Genomic DNA, 24,297 nt, shown 5'->3' on the forward strand with positions numbered 1-24,297 from the left:
TAAATACTTCAAAAAACCATTAACTATCAGTATTGAGTTGATGGTTTTTTTTATCCGTCCTCTGATGGAAGTAATAGAAATTTCAGATAATGACAAGAAACAGATTACGGAAGTCTTTAACCGAATTCCCGTAGTTCATGGGTTAATTGGTGATGCGAAGATCGCAAAAAGATTATTAACCAGGACACACTTAATTAGTGTAGTGCCAGCGATATGGAAATCGATAGAAAGTGGGCTTTCTGATAAACAAGTTGCAGAGTGGGTTACAGCTTTCCTTTCTGGAGGCAAGTCGGCCAGTGTTAGTAAAATATATAACGAGAATGCAGGTTCAGGATTTGCAGGAAGGAAGCAGTAAGGAAGCGTTTTAAACTGGCTTTATATCCTTTCCTATTAAAAATAACGAATCCTTCGTAAAAAAGAAAAATCAAGTGACACTAAAGCTTATAACCAATAAGAGAAAAAACCTTTATATTAAACTGCCTAAAACAAAGCAAAGGTTCTATTTTAATTTAGGAATGATAATAATGTTACATTTGGGAATAATGTGAATAATATATTATAAGGGTTAATAAGGAGGTGAATTTATGCGAGGTTATTTGTCTATTGGGATTTTTTTCATCGGGATAATCTTGGCTGCTTATATTGGATATTGGAGTTTATTCATTAAGCCTATTATGGTTTGTGTATCGGCATCAAAGGCAGGAGCGTTAACGTCCGCACTTACAATGATGACAATAATCAAATGTGCATTATCATGGTTGGTTGCTGGTGTGATTTTTGGTTTGGGGTATATTGCTGCCATGATTGTGAGTCACAAATAATCTAGTTGTTGTATTGGAGGAAGAAACGATGTTAAACGAAGATGTGCAAGCATGGGTAGATTTGGGGTTTTCAGAGGATGAGGCAATTGTAATGGCAAACGCAATGAAGGATAGGTATGGTGATGTTGAAATAACAGATGATGACTCTGAGTCATCTCATAGTGAATTGTTTTGAGAACTGATATGACAAAGAGGACATTCAATAAAGGAATGATTTTATAAAAGTAATATTTTTAGATATTGGTGGTGTATTAAATTTCAACGGATGAGATAAAAGTGGCGGAATTTATTTTGTAATTGATAACAGGATTAAACTTCTAAAGGAAATTATTATACAACAAGGGCAAAGATTGTCCTATCTTCAACCTGACAAATGGGCTGATTTGATAGAGATTATGGTCTACATAGTCAACACGTGGAAGATTTCAACATTAGGGGAAAAGCTAAAGAAATCTGAGATCATATTAATCTCAAGAACTCCGATATTGCAAAGTGGATTTGGTGAAGAGATTAAATCATGGCTAGACAGTTGGAGGGACGAGCCAGTAGAGTCATTTGTAATTATAGATGATGATGCAGATATTTAATAGATATATACCTCTAATCCCAAAGGCCATCAACATATTAGAATTTATAATGAGTAAAAATGTGGAGTACTCAACAACCGATAGATATTTGTTTACAAAAGATGGTTGTCACTTGAATACAAACCAAATTAGCGTGGCATTGAGTCATGCATGTAGACAAGCCGGCATCTAGATATTCGAAGAAGTTTATATATAAATAATCCGACTGTTTTAATGGCCGATTTTTAAAAAATGTGTTCGATTATTTTTCCAAATGAAAGCGTAAATTCAATAGGAAAAATTAATCAACATTTATTAAAATGTTTATAAATTAAAATATTAAATCAGTAAAAAAATATTGATATATTTTTGACAATGTTATATACTCTTTATATAACTAAAAGGAGGTATACATAATGAAAGGTTTTGGAATGCTCTCTATTAATAAAGCAGGTTGGATTGAAAAAGAACGTCCGAAATGTGGGGCTCTTGACGCGATTATCCGCCCAACTGTACTCGCTCCATGTTCCTCTGACAACCACCTTCTCCACGGTGGATTCGGAGACCGTAAAGATTTAATTCTTGGACATGAGGCCGTGGGTGAGATCGTTGAAGTCGGCAATTTGGTCAAGAATTTTAAAATAGGAGATATTGTTGTTGTACCTTGTACTACTCCGAATTGGCTTGCCGAGAATGTACAAGGTGAATATAATACGCATGACGAAGGGCTCATGAAAAGTTTTAAGTTCTTAGGTTCCAAAGATGGTACTTTTGCGGAATATTTTCATGTTAATCAGGCAGATGCCAATCTAGTCCTTTTACCAGAAAACGTATTACCAGAAGCTGCTTTAATGACAGTTGACATGATGTCCACTGGTTTTCATGGTGTAGAAAACGCTAATGTCAGATTCGGTGATAAGGTTGTAGTCATCGGTATAGGGCCTGTGGGACTTATGTCGGTTGCAGGAGCTAAACTACATGGTGCTGGTCAACTGATTGCAATTGGAACTCGTCCGAATTGTGTTAAAATTGCAAAGGAATACGGGGCAACAGACATTGTAAGTTACAAAGATGGTGATATCGTAAAACAGGTACTTGAATTGACCAAGGGTGGTGCTGATTCTGTTATTATTGCAGGTGGAAGTGGGGATATTCTTCGGCAGGCTGTGGAAATGACGGTTCCGGGAGGATATATTTCCAATGTTAACTTCTTTGACGCTCAGGACGTGCTCTCTATGCCCACATTTTCATGGGGTCTTGGCATGTCAAATAAAACAATTTGTGGAGGATTCTGTCCTGGCGGGGCCCTTCGGATTAGAAAAATGCTTAATATGGTTCAACATGGTAGGGTTGATACAACAAAACTTATCACACATCGATATAACGGTTTATCAAAAATTGAAGACGCTTTTTATTTAATGGATCAGAAGCCACAGGATTTAATTAAACCGATAGTTTTTATTGATTAAAAGTAAGAGCAATATAAGACTGCAATCAAAACACTTCAGGAAAAAGAGAAGCAAATACAAGATGAAATTAAATTAGAGTTTAAAGAAGTTTCAACTATATTTGAAGAGCAAAACATGTCCTTGTCGGAATTAAAGGAATTACTTATATCAAAAGCAGAAATTGAACAAGGTAGCTGAATTTACGCCGAGAATCTTCGCAATGGAGGTTTTCGGCATTTGGTTAAATAAAGAGGTAACTTCTATAAGACGAATAATGCTTGAAAAGACAGAATTTACTTCCAACTTTTCACCACTTCACAAGTGTAATTCCTGGGTCTATAATAATGAATATAAAGAATTATCCAAACAAGAATAAAAAAACAACCATACCGCATTGCGCGGTTTAATGGACAAGTATTCTAAAATTCATGCAAACCTCCAGACTGGTGTGGGATATTAATCAGTTTGGAGGTTTATTTTTTACGAAATAAGGAACGATTCCTCAAGTGAGACGTTTTCCAGTATAATAAATGCCACTAACTTCCGATAATAGGCATGGATCGAATATACTGTATATTCGTTATTTGTTCTACCATAAAGGCGTCAATGTCCTCGCGAGAGATGTTAAAACTCATCTTCACATCTCCATAACCCACTTTTACTTTGCCTACATATGGAGTATCCTTGGGTGCCATGAATCGCACCATTGTCCAATCAAGATTTGATCTTGAAACAAGTTCACCTATAGCCAACATTTCACCTTTTGCCTGTTTTAATGCAATGCCAGCCAAAATACCAGGTACAATTGTTATGAATGATTTCTTGTCATTCTCAAAAGGTACACTAGGGGTTGCCCATTCAATCAAGCGTGTGACAAGGGAACATGTGCCTAATAAAAAAGAAGCTAAGTTAATTCGAAAAAATAAAGCATTAAAATGCTGATTTAAATGAAGGATTCAAAATATGATTAGAGCATTGTCTATTACTATTTATCGTCAATTCAGAAACGGTTCAAGACACTCAACTTCTTTTGTTTTAAAAAAAAAACATTAAGAATTAATAGGTAAGGTCGACTATAATAATGTAGTATTATAAAATAGAAAGAGGTAATAAGATGAATGAAGAAACATTAGTATTTGGTAAAGGTATTAAAATCTGGAGCATTATATGCATTGTTTTAGGCGCACTTTCTTTAATTGTTAATTGTACATTAGGATTTTTTGATCTAGCTGTTATAGGCGTAGCTATCTGCGCTGCTTATATTCTATTGTTAGTTAAGAAAAGAAAGATTGCATTTTATGCCATTGTAGTTTGTACAATAATTATAATGGTTCTAAATATGGCAATACATGATGTAGGTATTATAACCTCATTAACCGGTTTCATAAATCCTATTATTACATTTTGTTTTCTATCAAAATACTGGAAACAGATGGAATAGGCTTTTAGAATAAGGTGATTATATGGCAGCAACTATCTAAAATGGTAGTTGCTTTTTTATATTTATGTGACAAGATATCTGTTATTCTGCCAATAAAGAGAACAGAGGCTTAGGGCAATATTTCTCAAAACCACTGTTCCCTTATAAAATTTTTATTCTTTTTCCTCTTCTGCAGCGATTCTGTAATTTTAGTATGCGCTTTATTTTGACCTTAGATGTCTTCTACTTTTATTTCATTATTGTTGACCAATATTGCTTGACTATTACTAATTGGGGTTAAGTTTAATGTAGAAGAATAAGTATCAATAATTTTTTGTACAGCTTTCTTGAAAGGGGGATTGTTATAGTGTGGTACAGCATAAAACTCTACAAAACCTAAAGCAGAGTAGCCTATGTTTGAAGGTTGGGTGTTAGGTGTAAAGTTTTACACATGGTCGGGGTATAATAAAGCGTATAACGAAGCTGTCAGTAATGGGTTGTTTAAGATAAAAATGGAAAGGCAATAGTGAAGAAGTTATGATGGATAATATATTAGAAAACTAATCGTGATCAGGGAGGGGTTTTTGATAGTTTGCCAAATGGTGAACTTGGAGAAAGTTTGATTGATTTTAATGGAAAAGGCTAATATTTAGCTTTGAAATAGGTGTTTGAAGCTTAAGATTGATGACGAACAGGAAGTTAGAATACTAGAGCAGTAAATGTAATGAGATCTACGCTTAAGGAGTGGCAAATATGAATCAATTACCAGAAGGATATAAGGAAATAAGAAAGGTAGATTTGACAGAAGATAAAAAAACATTTATTGTTATAAACTTCTTTTCATTTATAATTTTTATCGCTATGGCAGTTTTAGGTGCCATTATTATACCAATAAGCTTTACTGTTGATTCAAAATTTTTGTACCTATTAATCCTTGCTGTATTTTTGTATATAATCTATATCATTTTACATGAAGCGATACACGGATATTTTATGAAAAAATTTAGTGGGATAAAGGCATATTACGGCCATGCAATGTTCTGTGCATATGCAGGTAGTGATGCTTATTTCAATAAAAAGCATTACATCATAATATCACTTGCTCCTGTTGCAATTCTCGGCATTGTTTTATTTATAATTAATGCTATAGTACCACAGAGTTATTTTTGGGTGATATATTTTGTACAAATGGGGAACTTAGCGGGTGCTACCGGCGACTTTTATGTAACCTATTTAATGAGTAAGATGCCTGATGACACTTTAACTCACGACACAGGTGAGTCTATGACAATGTATTCAAGACAATCGTAATCTAAATTATTTTAAACTATCAATAAGCGTATTGATAGTTAATAAATTTGGTGGTATTCAATACCTGAAGGTAAAGATACGGCGATATTTGATACAAATTCAAACCAATAATTTAGCCTGCAAATAAAAAGTCAATAGGAAATTAATAAGATTTGCAGAAAAAGTTTTATGCAGTGTTTTTTGTATCACAAACAGACCACCGCTAAACGCTGGTCTGAAAAAGCTATGAAGCCAGAGTTATTCTGACTGGGGAAGGGAATCTAAGTATTCTTTCACCCGTCCGTAGTAGATTCGCAGAAACTTGTTGGCACCGGCAGTCATGTAGACATAGTAGGATTTCCCCTGAGAGCGTTTTTTTGACATAAACTCGTAGACTGGATCATCTGCTGGGGATGTCTTAATTAATACGTCCATGACCTGAAATAAAGTCTTGCGGAGTTGGGCAGAGCCACGTTTTGAAGTGCGGACACTTTGCTGCTCGTAAGCCCCTGACTGGTTTGCCCCTGGATCAACTCCGGCAAATGCTGTAATCGCTCCCCGGTGAGAAAAACGGGCTACATCGCCGATTTCAGCCATGAGCTGGGGACCAAGAGATGGGCCGACACCTTTCATAGCCATAACAATCGGGTATTCCGGAAGTTTGGCCGCAGTCTGGTTCATCTTGCTGCGAAGTTCTTCTACGATTTTGGAGGCAGTGTCTAGTTGGTCTATCGCCTGTTTTATGAGCATTTTGGTCATTGGATCTTTTGAAAGAACTGCTATAAGGTTTTCTGAAGCAGTGTAAATTTCTCCTGGTTTATCAGGCTGGAAGTTATAGCCTTTGCGCCTACACCATTTCTGATAATGCTCTGTAAACGCAGGGAGGGACATCTTGCGAACACAGTCTACATGCCAATAAGCAGATGCAAAATCAACCCATTTCTGGCTGCCGTCACTGCGAACAGGGCTGTCAAAAAAATCATTGGCACCAGGATAGGTCTGATCAAGTAAAGAGATTAAGTTGTTTTTGAAGGAGGTCTTCTGCTTCATGTAGAAATCAAACTGCCGATTCATGGTTTTGAGTTGAGTGCGTATTTCATCCATAAGACTATACTGTTTCAAATCGGTCCAGTTGTCAAGAGTATAACGGGCAATTTTTATAGCATCTGCTTTATCCGTCTTGACTTTACGGAGAGAGTTGTTGCCAAAATCTTTGATGAGTTTTGGATTAACAGCACTGACAAACAGTCCGGCACCGGAAAGCCAGTGAGCCATTGGCTCATAGTAGCGTCCGGTGTGCTCCATAACGATTCTGGTGTCACCGTCCAGGGACTGGATATGGGAGATAAGTTCATTAATCCCACTGGATGTATGCAGGACCTCAAAGGGACTGGAAACAATTTCACCGAAGGGGCGAAGGATGGCAATCATACTCTTACCTTTGGAAACATCAACACCGACAGCATTCATAAATATGTCACTCCTTAAAAAATGATAGTAGCAATGGATCCAGGTTTACTCATTGCCGATTCAATCTACTGTGGTGTGACACGAACGTGCTGGGAAAGCAGTTCAACCTGCATAAAACGAACGCTGCGAATGAGGAGCTGGTTGGCAGACTAAATTACGGACGTGAAGCCCAAGGAGGTGACCGCCGGACCAATTGCTCTCTACATTCTAACAGCTTAAGCAACAAGAAGGAATATGGACATGGCTGGTTTGTCATGTACCATAACCTATAAAATTATTGTAGTAGAGAGGTGGCATTATGAGAGATTTTTATGATGTAATCAAATCAAGGCAGACAATTAGAGATTTTGAAAACGCATCCATAAATGATGAGGTTATAGAAAGAATTATTTCAGCGGGAATGAAAGCGCCTACAAATGACCACATGAGAGATTGGCATTTCATTGTTATTAAGGATAAGAATACTGTAGTTAAATTAATCAATAAAATACCAGAGCAGATATCTGATGGCGAAGTCAATTCCATATTGCGAGATTGGAACTTAAATGATACTTGCCAACAAAATACCTACAAAGATGCAATTCCAAAACAGTATCAAATGTTAGCAGAGTCAGCTAGTTTGATTGTTCCATTGTTTAAACAAAAGACGGATATATTGCATCCTAAAAATCTTTCTCACTTAAATGGTTATGCGTCTATTTGGTGTTGTATTGAAAATATGTTTCTGGCAATAACTGCTGAGGGATATGCATCTGCTTTACGCATTCCTTTAGGAGATGAAGGAGACTGGGCAAGAAAAGTCTTAAATTTTCCAGAGGATTATCTTATGCCGTGTTTTATAGCTGTGGGAAAAGAGAGTGCAAATGCTTCATGCGTAAAACAAAAAGAATACTCTGTAACCGAGAGAATACATAAGAATGCCTGTAATAAATTCCATTTGGTACTTGCCAATTATGGGTAAAAAGTAAAATTATTAAAAGTGAACATGAAAAAAACTACTAACTATCAGTATTAAGCTGGTAGTTTTTTTATTTAGCAATTTAATCAAGTATGGCGCATTCTTGTGAGGAAAACAATATTATGACCACTGGAGGATATAAGAGTTTCGTACCTTATCAGGATGTTGAGAGAAATCTCATCAAAGAAGGTTTTGATGTACTTGTATTTATTCCCAGCAGTGATGAAGATGAGGGGCGAATTACATGTGGTAACGCAATATTGAGCGGCACTCTTCCTGAGTGTGAATACAAAATTGTTTAATAGAATGGTTCTTTCATTTGTGTTAGTAAAGACATAAAAAAAAGACCACTTATAAGCAGTCTTTTCTATCACTTGGTTTATGCAGGACGAACATTAACAGCCTGTGGTCCACGATTACCTTCTGTTACATCAAATGTTACAGACTGACCATCATCTAAAGACTTATAACCGTCCATAGCAAGACCTGAGAAATGAACGAAAATTTCATTACCCTGCTCGTCGCTGATAAAACCAAATCCCTTTTGTGCATTAAACCATTTTACTGTACCTTTATTCATGAAAGATACCTCCTAATTATTAATATTATATTTTCGTTAAAACTAAAAATCGCATATATATGTAAATCATCAATAGAATAATGACTTACATATATATGCGAAATCAAGACCTTATTAAAATACTGATTTAGCATAACACAATAGTTTGAATAAGTCAAGGGGAAAATAGTATGAGCAACAAAATAGTATTTATTTAATATAAAGGTGTTTTATTGGAGTGGTGGTTATTTGTCAAATAGCATGGGTAATGCGTCCAGCGTGTCCGGCATTACATAACCTTCCGGCTGATCGGCAGTGCCAGGGCCGGAAGGGGAGTCATAATGGAAGTATAAACAAGTTTTACTTATAGGCATTATTTACTATTGGTAAAATCCACTTCCAATACATCAACATTCTCTAAAAGGGCATTTGCTTGAGTTGTTGTTGAAGCAGTATCTTTTTTATCTATAGCATCTTTTAAACTGATCATATTATTTTGAAAGCTATCGATATCATTTTTATAATTTGAACTTAGCTTAGAGGACACGTTTTTCCATAGTTTATTAGTTGTTTCGTAGTTACTACTTGCTGAGGACCAGTCAGAATTTTCAGCATTAAGAAGCAACTCTCTTCCAAGATAATCTAATCTTCCTATATCTGTAGGAATGGTGGTAGCATAACTATCTGCAATATCAGGTACATATTTTGAGATCTGATTAGCTTGAACTCTTGAATCATAAGATTTTTTTGAAGAAACGGCTGTTTCAAGATTATTGATTGCAGTATTAAGTCCATCTATTGTTTTGGTAGAAATTTTTGATGATTCCATGATTGGCTTTAAGTTAGCATAATCAGTTTTTATGGTATTAACTCTGTTTTGTGCTGCGTCCCAATCATCTCCAGTTATATCATCTATAATATCCTCAGCGTTAGATTCAATGCTACTTAATTGTGTTGGTGGATTTTCAAGTGCTTTTTTTTGGCAACCTGTCAATAGAAAAATGCAAACAGATAAGAAAATTAAAAGCATTTTTTTTAGCATGATAGATACCTCTTTCCATATTTTGTTTTATTATGGTATGTAAATAAGTGATTTTTATTCAATAAGATTAGAATTTTCGTGAGGTGATTATATGCTATGGCATGAAATTGTCTGTGACGAATGCAGCACCGTTCTTGATGGCTTTTCTGGCACTGGTAATTATAATTTAAGGATAAAAAAGATTGCTAAAGATTGAGGCTGGTTTGTTAAAAAGAATGGCTATGCACTATGTCCAGATTGTAAGGATAAAAAAGCAAATTAATATTTAAAAGATTTTTTGTTCTTTGATAATTGAATATTGATAGTTGATAGCAAATGCGGTATGATAAATCATATAATTCGTACTAAGGGGGAAAGAGGAATGCTACAGATTGGAGCTTTGCTGATGTTGATTTCAGGACTGTGGGATGTATTTGGTGCTTCAAAGAGGATTGACAAGAGCAAGCTTGGGGTGGGAGAGACCGTGGAAATTGCCGCTGAGAAAATTAAGAGTAGGGGAAGGCGTTTTATATTGCTGGCAATAGTAGCATCTATAGTTAGCTTATTCATGCCGCAGATTGTATTGTTAATTCTTAATTTCGTTAATTTGTTCTAGAATTTGTTTTATAGATAAAATAGATTACCAACTATCAACCAGGTAGTTGGTTTTTTGTTGCCATAAATCAGTTAAACTGAGATTTGACGTGATAATAAATTCAAAATTTGAAAGGAGAAACATTATGATATGGGATATTTGCAAGACGCCGGGGATCGTTAAAGTCATTCCAGCAATTTTATTGCACAAAGAGAAGAAACTGTTGGAATTTGGTTGAAATGGTCATTCGTAATTAAGTTAAAGTAAGTTAAAAGGTTGTTTTCATTAATGAAAGACATCATTTCGATGGGTGAAGGCCGGTAAGACCGTGGGACCCTACCGGCACTAAAAAGGTTGTAACCGAAAAAGCAAGTAAGGGATTTTAAATGTAATACCTGCTTTTTCTCTAAGATAATAATACCTAATATCTGAGCAAAAGAATGGTTAATGTAATGAATTGTTGTTTACGTGTAACTAAATTAGTATTTCCCAGAGTACTATCCATAAAAGAGAGTAGCCGACAAAACCTGAGGAAGATTTTATCGGCTGAAGTATGAACATGAAATATCCGTTCTTAAATAGGATATCATACTTTACTGAAATAAAGCTGAAAAAATAAAAGAATTGAAAAGCAGTATTTGACAGTTGTTAGATCTCGTCGTAACAGAAAGCTAGAAAGGAAACGAGTTATCAAACTCGACCTTACAGATTCGGATAGTGTAATAGTAAACTAGATGCGGGTGAGGTTCCCACTGATGAAATAAGGACTTTACTAGGTCATACAGATGCTCAGACATCATTGGATATATTTTTAATCCGCTTCCAAAGGACGAAACATTAAATATGATTCAAAATTCATTCTAAAATATAGGTGTAGTCAAGTGTATTCAACGGATAAAAAAGGAAAAACCCCAAACTCCTTATAGATACAAAGGAATTTAGGGCATACTAAAAGCAGGGGAAGAGGGGCTCGAACCCCCATTTACGGTTTTGGAGACCGTTGCTCTACCATTGAACTATTCCCCTATGGGTCGGCGTTATATCTCTGCCTGAGCACTTAGAGAGTATAGCATAGAAGTTTTTAAATTGCAACAGTTTTTAGTAAAAAATAAAAAATTAATTCTGCTGTTATTGAATCCCTATTTGTGGTAAAATATTATAGAAAAGGAAGTTCATGGTAAAAGTCATATTTCATGGGCTTGGTTTGGCGTTTTATATGAAAATCATTAGATAAAACCGTGAAATTGAATTAGAATGAAAAGTATCATTGATAATCATTCCCAAAATAAAACTTGTCTCATCAAAAATATGCTTATCTACAAAGCTTTCCCTCAGATATAATTACAGGATATGCACAAAAAAGGGCCATATAATCGTATATGAAACATAATTTGACAAATCATGTCAAACATGATATATATATTCTATAACTTTTTCTTTACCATAAAAAGGAGTTGTGATTATGAAACAGTTAAAGATTATGTTGCCGAATGTTGCCGAGGCGAAGAATTTTGTTGCTGCTGCTGCTAAATGTGATTTTGACATAGACGTGTATTACAATAGAGTAACCATTGACGCAAAGTCTATATTAGGAGTATTGAGTTTAGATTTGACACAGGTTTTGACCGTTGAGTTTAACGGGGAAGATGCAGAGTTTGAGGCATTTCTGGCAGCGAAAGCTCCAGGTAAATGTTCAGCAGCATAAACAGATGCAACGGAAAGAGGGAATTGTATGCCGTACGGCCTGCAGTTCCCTTTTTTTAACCTCATTAAGTGGCGAAGCGGATTACGAATATCCGATAGCCTTCATAGGAAAAAGCTCCGCTGTGGATGCACACTCTTTGTATTTAACTAAAAAAGAAAAGAACGGACAAGAAAAGAAAGGAGGGGACGCCGGAGTGGAGGAGATAAAGAAAAAAGTCCTGAAAATTTCTGTCAGGAATTTAGTTGAGCTTGTTCTGCGCTCCGGCGACCTGGATAACCGGCGGACTGGCGGGGCTGAAAAGACCGCCATGCAGGAAGGGAGCCGGATACACAGGAAGATCCAGCGCCGCATGGGAGCGGACTACCGGGCGGAAGTGGTGTTAAAGCATGAGGTAGAAGTGGATCAGTTTCAAATTCTGGTGGAGGGGCGGGCCGATGGCATCATTGATATACCGGAAGGGGTGACCATTGATGAGATCAAAGGCATGTATATGGATTTGTCCTATTTATCAGAGCCTATTGAAGTACATTTAGCCCAGGCCATGTGCTATGGGTATTTTTACTGTTATGACCACGGGCTGAATGGGGCTGTCATGCAGATGACCTACTGCAACATTGAAACAGAGGAGATACGGCGTTTTAAAGTGGAAAAATCCTTTGAGGAGCTGGAAAGCTGGTTTCAGGGCCTGATTCACGAGTACATTAAATGGGCAAGATATTTATATAACCATGGAATAAGAAGAGATGAATCCATAAAGGAGCTTTCCTTTCCCTATCCCTACCGGAAGGGGCAGAGGGAGCTTGTGGTGGCCGTATACCGGAGTATTGCAAGAAAGAAGAACCTTTTTATTCAGGCTCCTACGGGAATCGGTAAGACCCTTTCCACCGTTTATCCGGCCATAAAGGCCATTGGGGAAGGGCTTGGAGATAAATTGTTTTATCTGACCGCAAAAACCATAACCAGAGGTGTGGCGGAAGAAGCTTTTGATATCTTGCGGGAGCATGGGCTTTATTTAAACTCAGTGACTATTACGGCAAAGGAAAAACTGTGCTTCCTTGAAAAACCGGAATGCAACCCGGATGCCTGTCCTTATGCCAAGGGCCATTTTGACCGGGTAGGAGATGCAGTTTATGATATTATCCACAAAGAGGCCGGAATCACCAGGGAAACAGTACTTCGCTATGCAGAGGAATACAAGGTATGCCCATTTGAATTCTGCCTGGATATCAGCAACTGGGTGGATTCCATTATCTGTGATTATAATTACGTATTCGACCCTAATGTCCGTTTGAAACGGTATTTTTCCGAAGGCCTCACAGGAGATTACCTGTTTTTGGCAGACGAGGCTCATAACCTTGTTCCAAGAGCCAGGGAAATGTACAGCGCAACGGTCTATAAGGAGGACTTTCTTCTTATTAAAAAGATTTTGAAATCCATGAGCCCAAAGCTTGTCCGGATGCTGGAGCGGTGCAACAAAGAGCTTCTGGAAATGAAACGGGAATGCGAGGAGTTTCAGATCCTGGAAGACATCCGGTTTTTTATGACCGGTGTCATGACCCTTTTCGGGGAAATGGAGAAATTTATGGAAACCGGTGAGGAATTTAAAGACCGGGACCTGGTTCTTGATTTTTATTTTAAACTGCGGGATCTTTTAAATATCTATGACTGTCTGGATGAGAATTACCGGATCTATACAGAGCTTTTGTCTGACGGACGTTTTATGCTCAGGCTGTTTTGCGTAAATCCGGCGAAAAACTTAAAAGAATGTCTGGACAAGGGAAACAGTACCGTGTTCTTTTCTGCCACATTGCTCCCGGTGCGGTATTATAAGGAGCTTCTAAGCGGTGACCAGGAAGAATATGCAGTGTATGCCCAGTCTCCCTTTGATCAAGAGAAACGTTTACTCCTTGTTGCTTCTGATGTCAGCAGCCGCTATACCAGAAGAAACCGCCGGGAATACCAGAAGGTAGTGGATTATATGCGAAGAATCGTGTCAGCCCGAAAAGGAAACTATATGGTGTTTTTGCCGTCATACCAGTATTTAAAGGCAGTAGAGGCGATTCTTGAGGAAACAGAAGGACTGGAACAGGAGTTTGCTTATATGTCCCAGGCATCTCACATGAGCGAACAGGAGAGGGAGGAGTTTTTAAAGGAATTTTCAGAGGACCGAAAGGATTCTTTTGTGGCCCTTTGCGTTATGGGCGGCGTATTTTCGGAAGGAATTGATTTAAAGGAAGGGCGTCTGATCGGAGCCATCATCGTTGGCACCGGACTTCCCATGGTCTGTACGGAGCAGGAGATCTTAAAGGGGTATTTCGATTCCAGGGAGCAGAACGGATTTGATTATGCTTACCAGTATCCGGGGATGAATAAGGTCATGCAGGCAGCAGGAAGGGTAATCCGTACCGTCCGGGATGAGGGAGTCATCGCATTGCTTGATGAGCGTTTTATAAAGCCAGACTATCAGGCCCTGTTTCCAAGGGAATGGGACGGGTATTATGAAGTGAAGCTAAAAAATGTGGATGAAGTGGTCCAGAACTTTTGGGCCGGGCGAAAGTAAAAGCTGCCGCCCAAAGAGGGCGGCAGCAGAAATCCAGTCATTACTGGTTAAAGCATATCCATAAACTGTTTGGAAGCTTGGGAAACGGGCAAGTTTTCATTGTAAGCTACGACCATCTGACGGGTAGGAAGCTTTTCCGAAAGCTTTACCTGGAATAAGTCCCTGTCATTCTCAGGAATGCAGAAGTCCGGAACAAATGCGATTCCCAGGCCGATGCGGGCTAAGTCGATTAAAAGATCGTTGCTGCTCAGTTCGATCTCAGGGACCAGATCAAGCTGCTCCTTTTGGAACATGTGATGAAGGAACTCACTGGTCGTACTTTTTCTCTCCAGCATCAGAATCGGATAGGTCTGGAGAGTCCCAAGGCTTACGGTCTGTCCCTTCAAAGGGAAATATTCCTGATTGGCGACAAATACATCGGCGAATTCGTTGATGACCCGGGTATTCTGGGAGCTTAAAAGCCCTGAGTTGGGATAATTGGTAATGATAAAATCCACCTGCCCGCTTTCCAGAAGATGAGCGCATTCAATGGATGTCTGGTTGGTGACCTTGATGTGTACATTGGGGTAGGTTTTATGAAATTTATTTAAATATGGAACAAGGTAGTAGCGGCATATGGTGTCGCTGGCACCGATCCGCAGCTGGCCGCCGTTTAAGGTATTGGCCTCCAACAGCTGGTTTTCTCCCTTTTGAATCAGATTAATGGCTGGTTCTATGTGCTTTAGGAGGATGTCTCCTTCCGGAGTAAGCTGCACCTTTTTCGTGCTCCGTACGAAAAGGGTCTGGTTCAGCTTTTTCTCCAGCACCTTGATGGACTGGCTGACTGCCGACTGGGAGATGAAAAGCTGTTTGGATGCCTCCGAGAAGCTTAAGGTGGTGGCAACGTGGTAAAAGACTTTATAAAGTTCATAATTAATATCCATTATTAGTCCTCCTTATAAACATATGGATATTCTATCATGGATCTGATTGGTTTGTAAAGGCGTTTGACAAATTTCCTGGGGTGCGGTATAGTACGGGCACAGGAGCCAGGATATGAAAAAGAGAAGGAGCGGTATAAGAGTATGCATGATGATTTTTATCAGATGTATCTGGAAGAAATGGGACATATCCCTCCCTGTACCAGGGGAGAGCAGGAAGACCTTTTAAAGGAAGCAGTACTGGGCAGGAAAGAAGCGAAAAAAAGGCTTGTAGAAGGAAACTTACGGGCTGCCCTGGAATATGCCAGGGAATATGACGGCAGGGGCGTTCTTATGACAGATCTGGTCCAGGAAGCCAATATGGCTCTCATGATGGCTGTGGAGGAGTATGTTAATTCAGAAGACAGACCGGAATTTGACAGCTTTAAAAACCAGAGAATCAAGGAAGCCCTTGATGCAGCTGTGGAGGAACAGCAGTCTGCAAAGCAGACTGGAGAAGAGCTGGCCGCCCGGGTGAATGTGCTTCAGCAGATATCCCAGCTTCTTACAGGGGAACTGGGACGGGAAGCAACGGTAGAAGAGCTGGCAGACAAGATGAAGATGACCGTGGAAGAAATAAAGGGAATTATGAAGATTGCAATGGATGCCATGAGCATGAATGCGGAAACCTTGGATTTAGAAGCCCTGGCAGAAGTAGAGGGCATCGAGATCACTGGGGATGAAGAGGCTGATGATTACGATTACGAAGAATAAGAGACTGGGAGAGATGAGATGAAGATATATCTGATACGCCACGGACAAACGGACTGGAACATCCAGGGTAAAATCCAGGGGAGCCACGATATTCCTCTTAATGAAACGGGCCGAAGGCAGGCGGAGCTGCTGGCAAAGGGCATGGATTCACGCCCGGTTTTAAGGATCTTTTCCAGTACCTTAACCCGTGCCATGGAAACAGCCGAAAAAATCAGAAGCAGGCAAAAGGTGGAAATATGTTCCATGCCCCAGCTTATTGAAGTGGAATTTGGCAAATGGGAAGGCATGACGTGGGATGAGATCATGGAAGCGTATCCAGAGGAATACAAACGGTGGGCTTTATGTCCTGATGAAGCATCTCCTCCAGGCGGAGAAAACCAGGACCAGGTTTTAAACCGCTGTGTGTGGGCGGTGAAGGAAATATTAAGAATCACCGGCGGCAGAGAGGATGTTGCTATTGTATCCCACGGCGCCACCATCGCGTATCTTGTCTCCTATATGATGCAAAATCATCCGGAGGTGGAAAGCATTATTGTAGAAAATGCAAGCATTACAACGGTTAATTACAGTCCGCTGACGGAAGATTTCATGCTGTTGGAGATGAACGATACTTCCCACATGGAGGAATAAAAAAAGCCCCTTTTTAAGAGGGGAAGAATAGAAGAAGCAAGGAAGCCTTTTGGCCTCCTTGCTTCTCTTGAACCAGTACTTAATCAAATAGTGTTTCTGTGAGGATTTTCACCATGGAAGGGGTGGTGCGGATATAAAGCATATCCCTTCCAGCACAGCGCAGGGAGGTCTGCATAAGTACCTCCATTGGAGCGGAATCGTCAAAGATGCTGACCATGTTGGCACATGATTCCACAATGGAGTTAAGCTGCCCGGCCTTTTCAATGAACTTTTCAATGTGTTCTTCTTGAAGCTGCAGGCATACCTCCAGATAGGGACTTTGTTCCTCTTTCTTTAAGCGGGCGTTTTCAAATGAATATTTTTGGGATAAGTCCTTTAATTGCTGATGAAGATCCATAAATCTAGCACTCCTTTATTAAAAAAAATCTTTTATTACTATAGTTCAAATTTTTTAAATTTTCAAGTATTTTTATAAAAAATGTCGAATTTTGTCAAATTGTGTCGAAGAGGAAGGGGACCAGATGAAACATAAGGCTGGCTAATGATTTTCTTCTGCCGATGGCATTAATTATATTAACTATACTGATTAATAACATAAGATATATTAATTTCTCTAATCTATATAACTTGTGGTATGATTAATACACGAGAATAACAGGGAAATTCCTGTCCTGATAAACCATGGGGAGTTTTTGCAAGGAGGAAAATATGAGTGTAAGAAGAGTGTATGTTGAGAAAAAAACAGCCTATGCCGTTAAGGCGATGGAATTAAGAGAAGAAATCGCAGGCTATCTTGGTATCAATACGGTGACCGGTGTGAGGGTGCTGATCCGCTATGATGTGGAGGCCCTGTCCGACGAAGTTTATGGATTGGCTCTTACCGCTGTATTTTCAGAGCCTCCCGTGGATGAGGTTTATGAAGAGGCTTTCCCAAAAGAGGAAGGGGATGTGTTTTTTACCGTAGAGTACTTACCGGGCCAGTTTGACCAGCGGGCTGATTCCGCAGAGCAGTGCGTCAAGCTGTTAAAAGAAGATGAAGAGCCTGTGATCCGGTCCGCAACCACCTATGTGATTTCCGGCGTACTTACAGATGCCCAGATTGCCGACATCAAATCCTACTGCATCAACCCTGTGGATTCCAGAGAAGCAGAGGAAAGAAAGCCGGAGACGCTTGCCGCAATGTTTGATACTCCTTTGGATGTGATTATGTTTGATGGTTTTACGGATCTTGCAGAAGATGCATTAATGGAACTATATGAGTCCTTAAATCTGGCAATGACCTTTAACGATTTTCTTCATATCCGGAATTACTATAAAGAGGAAGAACAAAGAGACCCGTCAATGACAGAGATAAGGGTCCTTGATACCTATTGGTCGGATCACTGCCGCCACACTACCTTCCAGACGGAATTAAGGGATGTGACATTTCGCTCGGGAGATTACCGCAAACCCATTGAGGATACCTACAGGCAGTACCTGGCAGACCGGGAGGTAGTCTTAAAGGGAAAAGACGGTAAGTTTGTGTGCCTTATGGATCTGGCTCTCCTGGCGATGAAGAAGCTTCGCATGGAGGGAAAAGTGGAGGATTTGGAAGTATCCGATGAGATCAACGCCTGCAGCATCGTGGTCCCGGTCCTGATTGACGGTGTAGAAGAGGAATGGCTGGTGAATTTCAAAAATGAAACCCACAATCATCCTACGGAGATCGAGCCCTTTGGCGGTGCGGCTACCTGCCTTGGAGGAGCGATCCGTGACCCCCTTTCCGGCCGCACTTACGTATATCAGGCTATGCGGGTAACAGGAGCAGCTGACCCTACAAAGCCATTGAGCGAAACATTAAAGGGAAAACTTCCTCAGAGAAAGATCGTGACAGGAGCTGCAGACGGCTACAGCTCCTACGGAAACCAGATCGGACTGGCAACCGGATATGTAAAGGAGATTTACCATCCGGATTATGTGGCAAAGAGAATGGAAATAGGCGCCGTCATAGGTGCTGCCCCAAGAAAAAATGTCATCCGGGAGACTTCAGATCCGGGAGATTTGATCATTCTCCTTGGGGGCCGTACCGGACGGGATGGCTGCGGCGGAGCCACCGGCTCCTCCAAGGTCCATACGGAAGCCTCCATTGAGACTTGCGGAGCAGAGGTCCAGAAGGGGAATGCGCCAACAGAACGAAAGATACAGCGTTTGTTCCGAAGAGAAGAAGTGAGCAGGCTCATTAAGAAATGCAATGATTTTGGTGCGGGAGGTGTGTCGGTTGCCATAGGAGAACTGGCAGACGGCCTGCTGATCGATTTAGATAAGGTTCCGAAGAAATACGCAGGACTGGATGGTACGGAGATTGCCATCTCTGAGTCTCAGGAACGCATGGCGGTTGTGGTTGATCCAAAAGATGCAGACCGGTTCCTGGCCTATGCGGCAGAGGAAAACTTAGAGGCAGTAGTAGTGGCAGAGGTAAGGTCAGAGCCAAGGCTTGTGATGAATTGGAGAGGAAAGACCATTGTAGACATCAGCCGGGCTTTCCTGGATACCAACGGAGCCCATCAGGAAGCCTCGGTTGTTGTGGAAGTCCCTGACAGAGAACCAGGCGCATTTATGAGACAGGAAACCGCAGATGTCAGGGAAGCCTGGCTGAAGCTGCTTTCTGACTTAAATGTCTGCTCTCAGAAAGGTCTTGTGGAAATGTTTGACGGTTCCATAGGGGCGGGAAGCGTGTTCATGCCCTATGGAGGCAGGTACCAGCTGACAGAGACTCAGACCATGGTGGCAAAGCTTCCGGTGCTTCATGGAAAGACGGATACCGTAACCATGATGAGCTGCGGCTTTGATCCTTATCTGTCAAGCTGGAGCCCCTATCACGGTGCAGTATATGCAGTATTGTCCTCTGTTGCCAAAATCGTGGCATCAGGCGGCGATTACAGAAAAATCCGCTTTACCTTCCAGGAATATTTCCGCAGGATGACTGATGATCCGGCGCGTTGGAGCCAGCCCTTTTCCGCCCTCCTTGGGGCATATAGCGCCCAGATTGGATTTGGGCTTCCTTCCATCGGAGGAAAAGACAGCATGTCAGGCACCTTTCGTGACATTGATGTACCGCCCACCCTTGTTTCCTTTGCTGTGGATGTTGCAGAAGGGAAACATGTCATTACGCCGGAATTTAAGAAGGCGGGAAGCAGGATCGTGGTATTCCGGATTAAAAAGGATTCCTATGATCTTCCGGTATACAGCCAGGTCATGAAAGGCTATGAAGCGTTGTTTGAAGATATCTGCGCAGGGCGAATCTTATCTGCCTATGCCGTAGAGAGCCATGGGATCTGTGAGGCGGTCAGCAAGATGGCCTTTGGAAACCGGATGGGCGTAAGGATCAGTGATAACGTAGAAACAGGTGAATTCTTTAAGGCCGGCTGGGGAGATGTGATATGTGAAGTTCCGGAAGGAAGGCTTGAGGAGCTGACTGTCTCCCATACTGTCATCGGTGAAGTCACTGATGGGGGTGTGTTTGAATACGGCGGCACAGCCATTGCCATAGATGAGGCGCTGAACGCATGGACTAAACCACTGGAAGATGTGTTCCCAACGGAATCAGGGGCAGAAAAGACTCCTGTTTCAGAGCGGCTTTATGATACCAAGGATATTTATGTCTGCAGGAATAAGGTAGCAAAGCCTAATGTATTTATTCCGGTGTTTCCTGGTACAAACTGTGAATACGACAGTGAGAGGGCCTTTAAAAGAGCAGGGGCCAATGTGGTGACAAAGGTGTTTCGGAATTTAACGGCCCAGGATATCAGGGAATCGGTGGAAGTCTACCGCAGGGAAATATCCAAAGCCCAGATCGTCATGTTTCCCGGAGGATTTTCCGCAGGCGACGAACCGGATGGCTCTGCCAAGTTCTTTGCCAACCTATTCCGGAATCAGGTGATCAAGGAGGAAATCGGGAAGCTGTTAAATGAAAGGGATGGCCTGATGTTAGGAATCTGCAATGGCTTCCAGGCTTTAATAAAGCTAGGGCTTGTGCCGGAAGGTATGATCACAGAGCAAAGGGAAGATTCCCCTACGCTGGCGATGAATACCATTGGCCGCCATGTATCCAAGATGGTTTATACAAAGGTGGTGACGAATAAATCACCGTGGCTTTCAGGGGCAGAATTAGGAGGCGTTTACTGCAATCCGGCTTCTCATGGAGAAGGACGGTTCGTTGCAGGGGAGGAATGGATCAAGCGGCTGTTTGGCAATGGACAGGTGGCTACTCAATATGTGGATGACAAGGGATGCCCTACCATGGATGAGTGCTGGAATCCTAACGGATCTTTCATGGCAGTTGAGGGCATTACAAGCCCTGACGGGCGGATCCTGGGCAAGATGGCTCATTCCGAACGACGCGGCGAATCGGTAGCCATGAACATTTACGGTGAGCAGGATATGAAGATTTTTGAATCCGGTGTGAAATATTTCCAGTGAGCTTAGGCAGTTCCCTGTATGTAGAAATCATTCATAAAAATAAAGCAATACAAAGCAAAAAGCGTTTCTTCTGCGGATGGTATCCGGGGAAGAAACGTTTTTTGTTTTTAACCGGTTAAAATCGTAACGTTTTTTAACGGCCGAAAGGTGTATTCTCACTTGACAATCCATAAATTTAAGCCTATGATTCATCAGGTGTATTTTTATATGGTATTGAGATTATTGGCAATACTTAAATTTAGGAAAGAGGATTATGTATCAGAGAGGACATATGGATATGCATTCAAAGAGAAAGATAAAAAATATATTGTTGGGAAATACATTGAAAAGCAATGATCTGGAAGGAGAAAAGATGGGGATCCTTTGGGGAGTTCCCATTATGTCAAGTGATGCGGTTTCCTCAGTGGCGTATGCAATTGAAGAAATGCTGCTGGTTCTGGCTCCGGTTCTGGGACTGTCGGCGGTTCATTACCTTGGGTATATTACATTACCGATCATACTGCTGTTTTTAGTTTTAGCTTTTTCCTATTCGCAGATTATTGCAAACTACCCTAACGGCGGAGGCGCCTATATCGTATCTTCTGAAAATATTGGACGAGGCTCATCAATGGTAGCAGCCTCAGCCCTGATTATTGATTATGTAATGACGGTAGCAGTCAGCCTTTCTGCCGCAACGGCAGCTCTTATTTCCGCTTTTCCGGAATTTGCAGATTACCGCTTGTTGTTTGCCCTGCTTTTTCTATGTACCATTACACTCCTTAATTTAAGGGGAATGAAGGAGTCTTCCAAGCTTTTCGGAGCTCCTACTTATGTGTTTATCATTATTATGCTGGTACTTATTACAACAGGATTTGTAAGACTGATAACGGGGAATTTACCGCCGGTCCATTATTCTGAAACGATTCAGCCTGTTGCAGGCGGAGCTGGGACGATCTCACTGTTCCTGCTGCTCAGGGCCTTTTCTTCCGGATGTTCGGCCCTCACTGGAGTGGAAGCAGTGAGCAATGCGGTTCCAAGCTTTCGTGAACCGTCACAGCGGAACGCCAAACGTGTACTTTTTATTCTGGTAGGGATCATTATCACTATTCTCGGAGGTTCGGTGCTGCTGGTTACCTCTTTAAATATCATTCCTTTAGAGGGAAAGACGGTGATCTCCCAGCTTGGCATGGCAGTGTTTGGACCAGGGCCAATGTTTTATATTCTACAGTTTGCAACCTCCCTTATATTGTTACTGGCTGCAAATACTGCATATAACGGTCTGCCTACGCTGCTGGCGATTCTGGCGGAGGATGGATTTGTGCCCCGCCAGTTCATGCACCGCGGGACCAGGCTCAGCTTTTCCAATGGAATTATGTTCATCTTCTTTGCAGTAGCATTTTTGCTGATTGTATTTAAGGCAGAAACCCATTATCTGATCCCCTTTTATGCTATCGGAGTTTTCTTGTCATTTACCTTGTCCCAGTATGGAATGCTGGCCAGATGGATCCGGGTGAAAGGAAATGGCTATTGGTATAAAATGTGTATAAACGGCCTTGGTGCAATTATGACGGCTACGGGAACAGTCATTGTATTTGTGACTAAATTTTCACAAGGTGCCTGGGCGCTTGCCATTCTCATACCGGTTCTTGTTTACATTATGCACCGTATTGAAACTCACTATCAGTTTGTCGGCCGGCAGCTGGTAGTAAACGACTTTATGTCCCATTATCACAAAAGCACCAGTCATGACACCAATCTTTGCATTGTCCTGACTGGAGGAATTAACCGGTCCGTGCTGAAAGCGTTAAATTATGCAAATTTAATCACGGCCAATGTGGTTGCTCTGCACATAGCTACAGATGAGAAACAAAGCCAGCAGCTTCAGAAAAAATGGAAGGAAACAGGAATTGATATACCTCTTGAGGTCATCATGTCACCTTACCGGGAGCTTATTGAACCGGTGGAAGAGTATATCAGCAAAAAAGAAGCCGATCTGCTTCCGGGGGAAATGATCACAGTGGTTATGTCCCGTTTTATGGAAGAGAGCTGGTTTGCCAATATTCTTCATAACCAGACCACTTATTTTATAATGCAGAGGCTGAGAAAGCACAGAAATGTTTCTATGGTTCTGGTCCCATATATTTACAGTACGGCATTTAAGCCTGCTCCAAAACAGATAGACGAAAATACGGAAAAAGACAGAGCATAAAGAACATGCAGTTAAGCCTTTATGCCTGAATCGGCAGATACACTTCAATGTAATTGATAGGTGTATCTGCCATTTTTTCCTGATTTTCTTTTGCGGTATCCTTAAAGGCGCAGCTTAATAAGTGCCCGCTGTAGGCAACTCCGAGAGGAGAATATCCTTTTTGCCTTGCCCAGTCAGCCGCGTCTAAAACGGCCTGTGATTCTAAAACAGGGCTGTCTGATGCAATCACGGTATATACACAGCGTTCCTGCATTAGTAAGGGATAGCCGTTTAATGCCTGTTTTAATTTCATAATGGAGGCAGTATCCTCAGCGATCATGAAGAATTCGTTTATCTGGTTCGCCTGGTTCCCCTCTATCCCATATTCCTGGCAGATATAGCATAAATCAGAGATCCCTTCTTGATTGATGAAGTGATTGTCGGGCATCTGGTAATGGGGAGGCATGGGTCTTAAATCATAACGGTTTAAATATTTTTCTACGTTTTTATAGTGTTTCTGCAAATGAGTCAGATGGATGAGGGATTGCCGGTGCTTTTCCATCTGTTGTTTTTCTTCTGTAATTTTTTCCTGAATCATGGAGCAGTAGGAAGGAAAGGAGCTTTTATACAGGATACGGCCGATATCCTCGATACTAAAGTTCAGTCTGCGGTAAAACATGATGCTTGAAAGTTTTTTAATATCTTCATATGTATAGGTTCGGTAACCATTTTTTTGCTTTTCCGGTTGTATGATTCCCTTTTTTTCATAAAAGCGAAGGGTGTCACGGCTTAGACCTAAGCGGTCGGAAACTTCTCCAATGGTGTATTTTTTCATTTTGATTCCTCTTTACAGTCCGCATTTGAAACGGGTCAAAACTTGTTTACGTAGATAGTTTACCATAAAAAGACGTATTTTCAGCTTTACGGTTTTCTTTCTATGCTTACGAATTATTAAC

General features: G+C 40.8%; 24 protein-coding genes, 1 tRNA gene and 1 pseudogene. 17 read left to right on the forward strand and 9 right to left on the reverse strand.

Features of this window, described 5'->3' with window-relative positions; genetic code table 11:
• Window positions 1-64: 64 nt before the first annotated feature.
• The 5 genes from BMX69_RS03215 to BMX69_RS03230 all read left to right on the forward strand — a co-directional run bounded on the left by BMX69_RS03215 (window position 65) and on the right by BMX69_RS03230 (window position 2,856).
• Window positions 65-355 (forward strand): hypothetical protein, encoded by a 291-nt coding sequence (locus BMX69_RS03215; protein WP_054789855.1) that lies wholly within the window; start codon window positions 65-67, stop codon window positions 353-355.
• Window positions 356-584: 229 nt separating this feature from the next.
• Window positions 585-821 (forward strand): hypothetical protein, encoded by a 237-nt coding sequence (locus BMX69_RS03220; RefSeq protein ID WP_054789856.1) that lies wholly within the window; start codon window positions 585-587, stop codon window positions 819-821.
• A gap of 28 nt (window positions 822-849) precedes the next feature.
• The gene (locus BMX69_RS24025; RefSeq protein WP_157724385.1) at window positions 850-996 is read left to right on the forward strand and encodes a hypothetical protein; all 147 of its coding nucleotides are present in this window, start codon (window positions 850-852) and stop codon (window positions 994-996) included.
• A 208-nt stretch (window positions 997-1,204) separates the two neighbouring features.
• Window positions 1,205-1,408, forward strand: a complete 204-nt coding sequence (locus tag BMX69_RS03225) for a hypothetical protein (protein WP_157724386.1) — start codon at window positions 1,205-1,207, stop codon at window positions 1,406-1,408.
• A 395-nt stretch (window positions 1,409-1,803) separates the two neighbouring features.
• Window positions 1,804-2,856: an NAD(P)-dependent alcohol dehydrogenase gene (locus BMX69_RS03230; RefSeq protein ID WP_054789859.1), complete on the forward strand. Its 1,053-nt coding sequence runs from the start codon at window positions 1,804-1,806 to the stop codon at window positions 2,854-2,856.
• A 515-nt stretch (window positions 2,857-3,371) separates the two neighbouring features.
• Here BMX69_RS03230 and BMX69_RS25185 read toward each other — a convergent pair.
• Window positions 3,372-3,590, reverse strand: coding sequence for an NAD(P)H-binding protein (locus BMX69_RS25185; RefSeq protein ID WP_408610336.1), 219 nt, complete (start codon window positions 3,588-3,590; stop codon window positions 3,372-3,374).
• On the opposite strand from BMX69_RS25185, the gene BMX69_RS24640 reads away from it, so the two are divergent.
• On the forward strand, window positions 3,529-3,777 hold the full coding sequence (locus BMX69_RS24640) for a hypothetical protein (protein ID WP_242941343.1): 249 nt from the start codon (window positions 3,529-3,531) through the stop codon (window positions 3,775-3,777). The two genes, BMX69_RS25185 and BMX69_RS24640, sit on opposite strands and share 62 nt — an antisense overlap.
• A gap of 172 nt (window positions 3,778-3,949) precedes the next feature.
• Window positions 3,950-4,276, forward strand: coding sequence for a hypothetical protein (locus BMX69_RS03240; RefSeq protein WP_100041546.1), 327 nt, complete (start codon window positions 3,950-3,952; stop codon window positions 4,274-4,276).
• Between the two features lie 211 nt (window positions 4,277-4,487).
• On the opposite strand, the pseudogene BMX69_RS25190 reads toward BMX69_RS03240, so the two are convergent.
• Window positions 4,488-4,679 (reverse strand): annotated as a pseudogene (locus BMX69_RS25190) (Type 1 glutamine amidotransferase-like domain-containing protein); the annotation flags it as partial.
• A 329-nt stretch (window positions 4,680-5,008) separates the two neighbouring features.
• Here BMX69_RS25190 and BMX69_RS03250 point away from each other — a divergent pair.
• On the forward strand, window positions 5,009-5,566 hold the full coding sequence (locus tag BMX69_RS03250; protein ID WP_054789861.1) for a DUF3267 domain-containing protein: 558 nt from the start codon (window positions 5,009-5,011) through the stop codon (window positions 5,564-5,566).
• A 237-nt stretch (window positions 5,567-5,803) separates the two neighbouring features.
• On the opposite strand, the gene BMX69_RS03255 is transcribed toward BMX69_RS03250, so the two are convergent.
• Complete coding sequence (locus BMX69_RS03255; protein WP_166433166.1) at window positions 5,804-7,015, reverse strand: IS110 family RNA-guided transposase; 1,212 nt, start codon at window positions 7,013-7,015, stop codon at window positions 5,804-5,806.
• Window positions 7,016-7,313: 298 nt separating this feature from the next.
• On the opposite strand from BMX69_RS03255, the gene BMX69_RS03260 reads away from it, so the two are divergent.
• Complete coding sequence (locus BMX69_RS03260; RefSeq protein ID WP_054792193.1) at window positions 7,314-7,976, forward strand: nitroreductase family protein; 663 nt, start codon at window positions 7,314-7,316, stop codon at window positions 7,974-7,976.
• A gap of 119 nt (window positions 7,977-8,095) precedes the next feature.
• Window positions 8,096-8,275, forward strand: a complete 180-nt coding sequence (locus BMX69_RS03265) for a hypothetical protein (protein WP_054792192.1) — start codon at window positions 8,096-8,098, stop codon at window positions 8,273-8,275.
• A gap of 77 nt (window positions 8,276-8,352) precedes the next feature.
• On the opposite strand, the gene BMX69_RS03270 is transcribed toward BMX69_RS03265, so the two are convergent.
• Window positions 8,353-8,553, reverse strand: a complete 201-nt coding sequence (locus tag BMX69_RS03270; protein ID WP_054792191.1) for a cold-shock protein — start codon at window positions 8,551-8,553, stop codon at window positions 8,353-8,355.
• Between the two features lie 352 nt (window positions 8,554-8,905).
• Window positions 8,906-9,574, reverse strand: coding sequence for a hypothetical protein (locus BMX69_RS03275; protein WP_100041547.1), 669 nt, complete (start codon window positions 9,572-9,574; stop codon window positions 8,906-8,908).
• Window positions 9,575-9,935: 361 nt separating this feature from the next.
• Here BMX69_RS03275 and BMX69_RS03280 point away from each other — a divergent pair, with 361 nt between their 5' ends.
• Window positions 9,936-10,169: a hypothetical protein gene (locus tag BMX69_RS03280; RefSeq protein ID WP_100041548.1), complete on the forward strand. Its 234-nt coding sequence runs from the start codon at window positions 9,936-9,938 to the stop codon at window positions 10,167-10,169.
• A 934-nt stretch (window positions 10,170-11,103) separates the two neighbouring features.
• Here the strand turns inward: BMX69_RS03280 and BMX69_RS03285 are convergent.
• Window positions 11,104-11,174, reverse strand: a tRNA-Trp gene (locus BMX69_RS03285).
• Window positions 11,175-11,610: 436 nt separating this feature from the next.
• On the opposite strand from BMX69_RS03285, the gene BMX69_RS03290 reads away from it, so the two are divergent.
• The gene (locus tag BMX69_RS03290; protein ID WP_025232174.1) at window positions 11,611-11,853 is read left to right on the forward strand and encodes an HPr family phosphocarrier protein; all 243 of its coding nucleotides are present in this window, start codon (window positions 11,611-11,613) and stop codon (window positions 11,851-11,853) included.
• A gap of 4 nt (window positions 11,854-11,857) precedes the next feature.
• On the forward strand, window positions 11,858-14,413 hold the full coding sequence (locus BMX69_RS03295; RefSeq protein ID WP_330387610.1) for an ATP-dependent DNA helicase: 2,556 nt from the start codon (window positions 11,858-11,860) through the stop codon (window positions 14,411-14,413).
• Between the two features lie 47 nt (window positions 14,414-14,460).
• On the opposite strand, the gene BMX69_RS03300 is transcribed toward BMX69_RS03295, so the two are convergent.
• Window positions 14,461-15,336: a LysR family transcriptional regulator gene (locus BMX69_RS03300; RefSeq protein ID WP_025232176.1), complete on the reverse strand. Its 876-nt coding sequence runs from the start codon at window positions 15,334-15,336 to the stop codon at window positions 14,461-14,463.
• A 141-nt stretch (window positions 15,337-15,477) separates the two neighbouring features.
• Between BMX69_RS03300 and BMX69_RS03305 the strand changes: the two genes are divergently transcribed.
• Together BMX69_RS03305 and BMX69_RS03310 are read left to right on the forward strand one after the other, a co-directional pair.
• Window positions 15,478-16,086 carry a sigma-70 domain-containing protein gene (locus BMX69_RS03305; RefSeq protein ID WP_100041549.1) on the forward strand — a complete coding sequence of 203 codons (609 nt, stop codon included), beginning with the start codon at window positions 15,478-15,480 and terminating at the stop codon, window positions 16,084-16,086.
• 18 nt (window positions 16,087-16,104) lie between these two features.
• Window positions 16,105-16,716, forward strand: a complete 612-nt coding sequence (locus BMX69_RS03310; protein WP_100041550.1) for a histidine phosphatase family protein — start codon at window positions 16,105-16,107, stop codon at window positions 16,714-16,716.
• A 79-nt stretch (window positions 16,717-16,795) separates the two neighbouring features.
• On the opposite strand, the gene BMX69_RS03315 is transcribed toward BMX69_RS03310, so the two are convergent.
• Window positions 16,796-17,113: a hypothetical protein gene (locus tag BMX69_RS03315; protein WP_054789376.1), complete on the reverse strand. Its 318-nt coding sequence runs from the start codon at window positions 17,111-17,113 to the stop codon at window positions 16,796-16,798.
• A gap of 311 nt (window positions 17,114-17,424) precedes the next feature.
• Between BMX69_RS03315 and BMX69_RS03320 the strand changes: the two genes are divergently transcribed.
• Together BMX69_RS03320 and BMX69_RS03325 are read left to right on the forward strand one after the other, a co-directional pair.
• Window positions 17,425-21,174 carry a phosphoribosylformylglycinamidine synthase gene (locus tag BMX69_RS03320; protein WP_100041551.1) on the forward strand — a complete coding sequence of 1,250 codons (3,750 nt, stop codon included), beginning with the start codon at window positions 17,425-17,427 and terminating at the stop codon, window positions 21,172-21,174.
• Window positions 21,175-21,427: 253 nt separating this feature from the next.
• A complete protein-coding gene (locus BMX69_RS03325) occupies window positions 21,428-23,362 on the forward strand; it encodes an APC family permease (protein WP_242941344.1) in 1,935 nt (644 codons plus the stop codon).
• 19 nt (window positions 23,363-23,381) lie between these two features.
• Here BMX69_RS03325 and BMX69_RS03330 read toward each other — a convergent pair whose 3' ends face one another.
• Complete coding sequence (locus tag BMX69_RS03330) at window positions 23,382-24,176, reverse strand: MerR family transcriptional regulator (RefSeq protein ID WP_100041552.1); 795 nt, start codon at window positions 24,174-24,176, stop codon at window positions 23,382-23,384.
• Window positions 24,177-24,297: the final 121 nt, after the last annotated feature.

Origin of the sequence: Lacrimispora sphenoides JCM 1415 (genome assembly GCF_900105615.1) — a bacterium.
GTDB lineage: Bacteria > Bacillota > Clostridia > Lachnospirales > Lachnospiraceae > Lacrimispora > Lacrimispora sphenoides.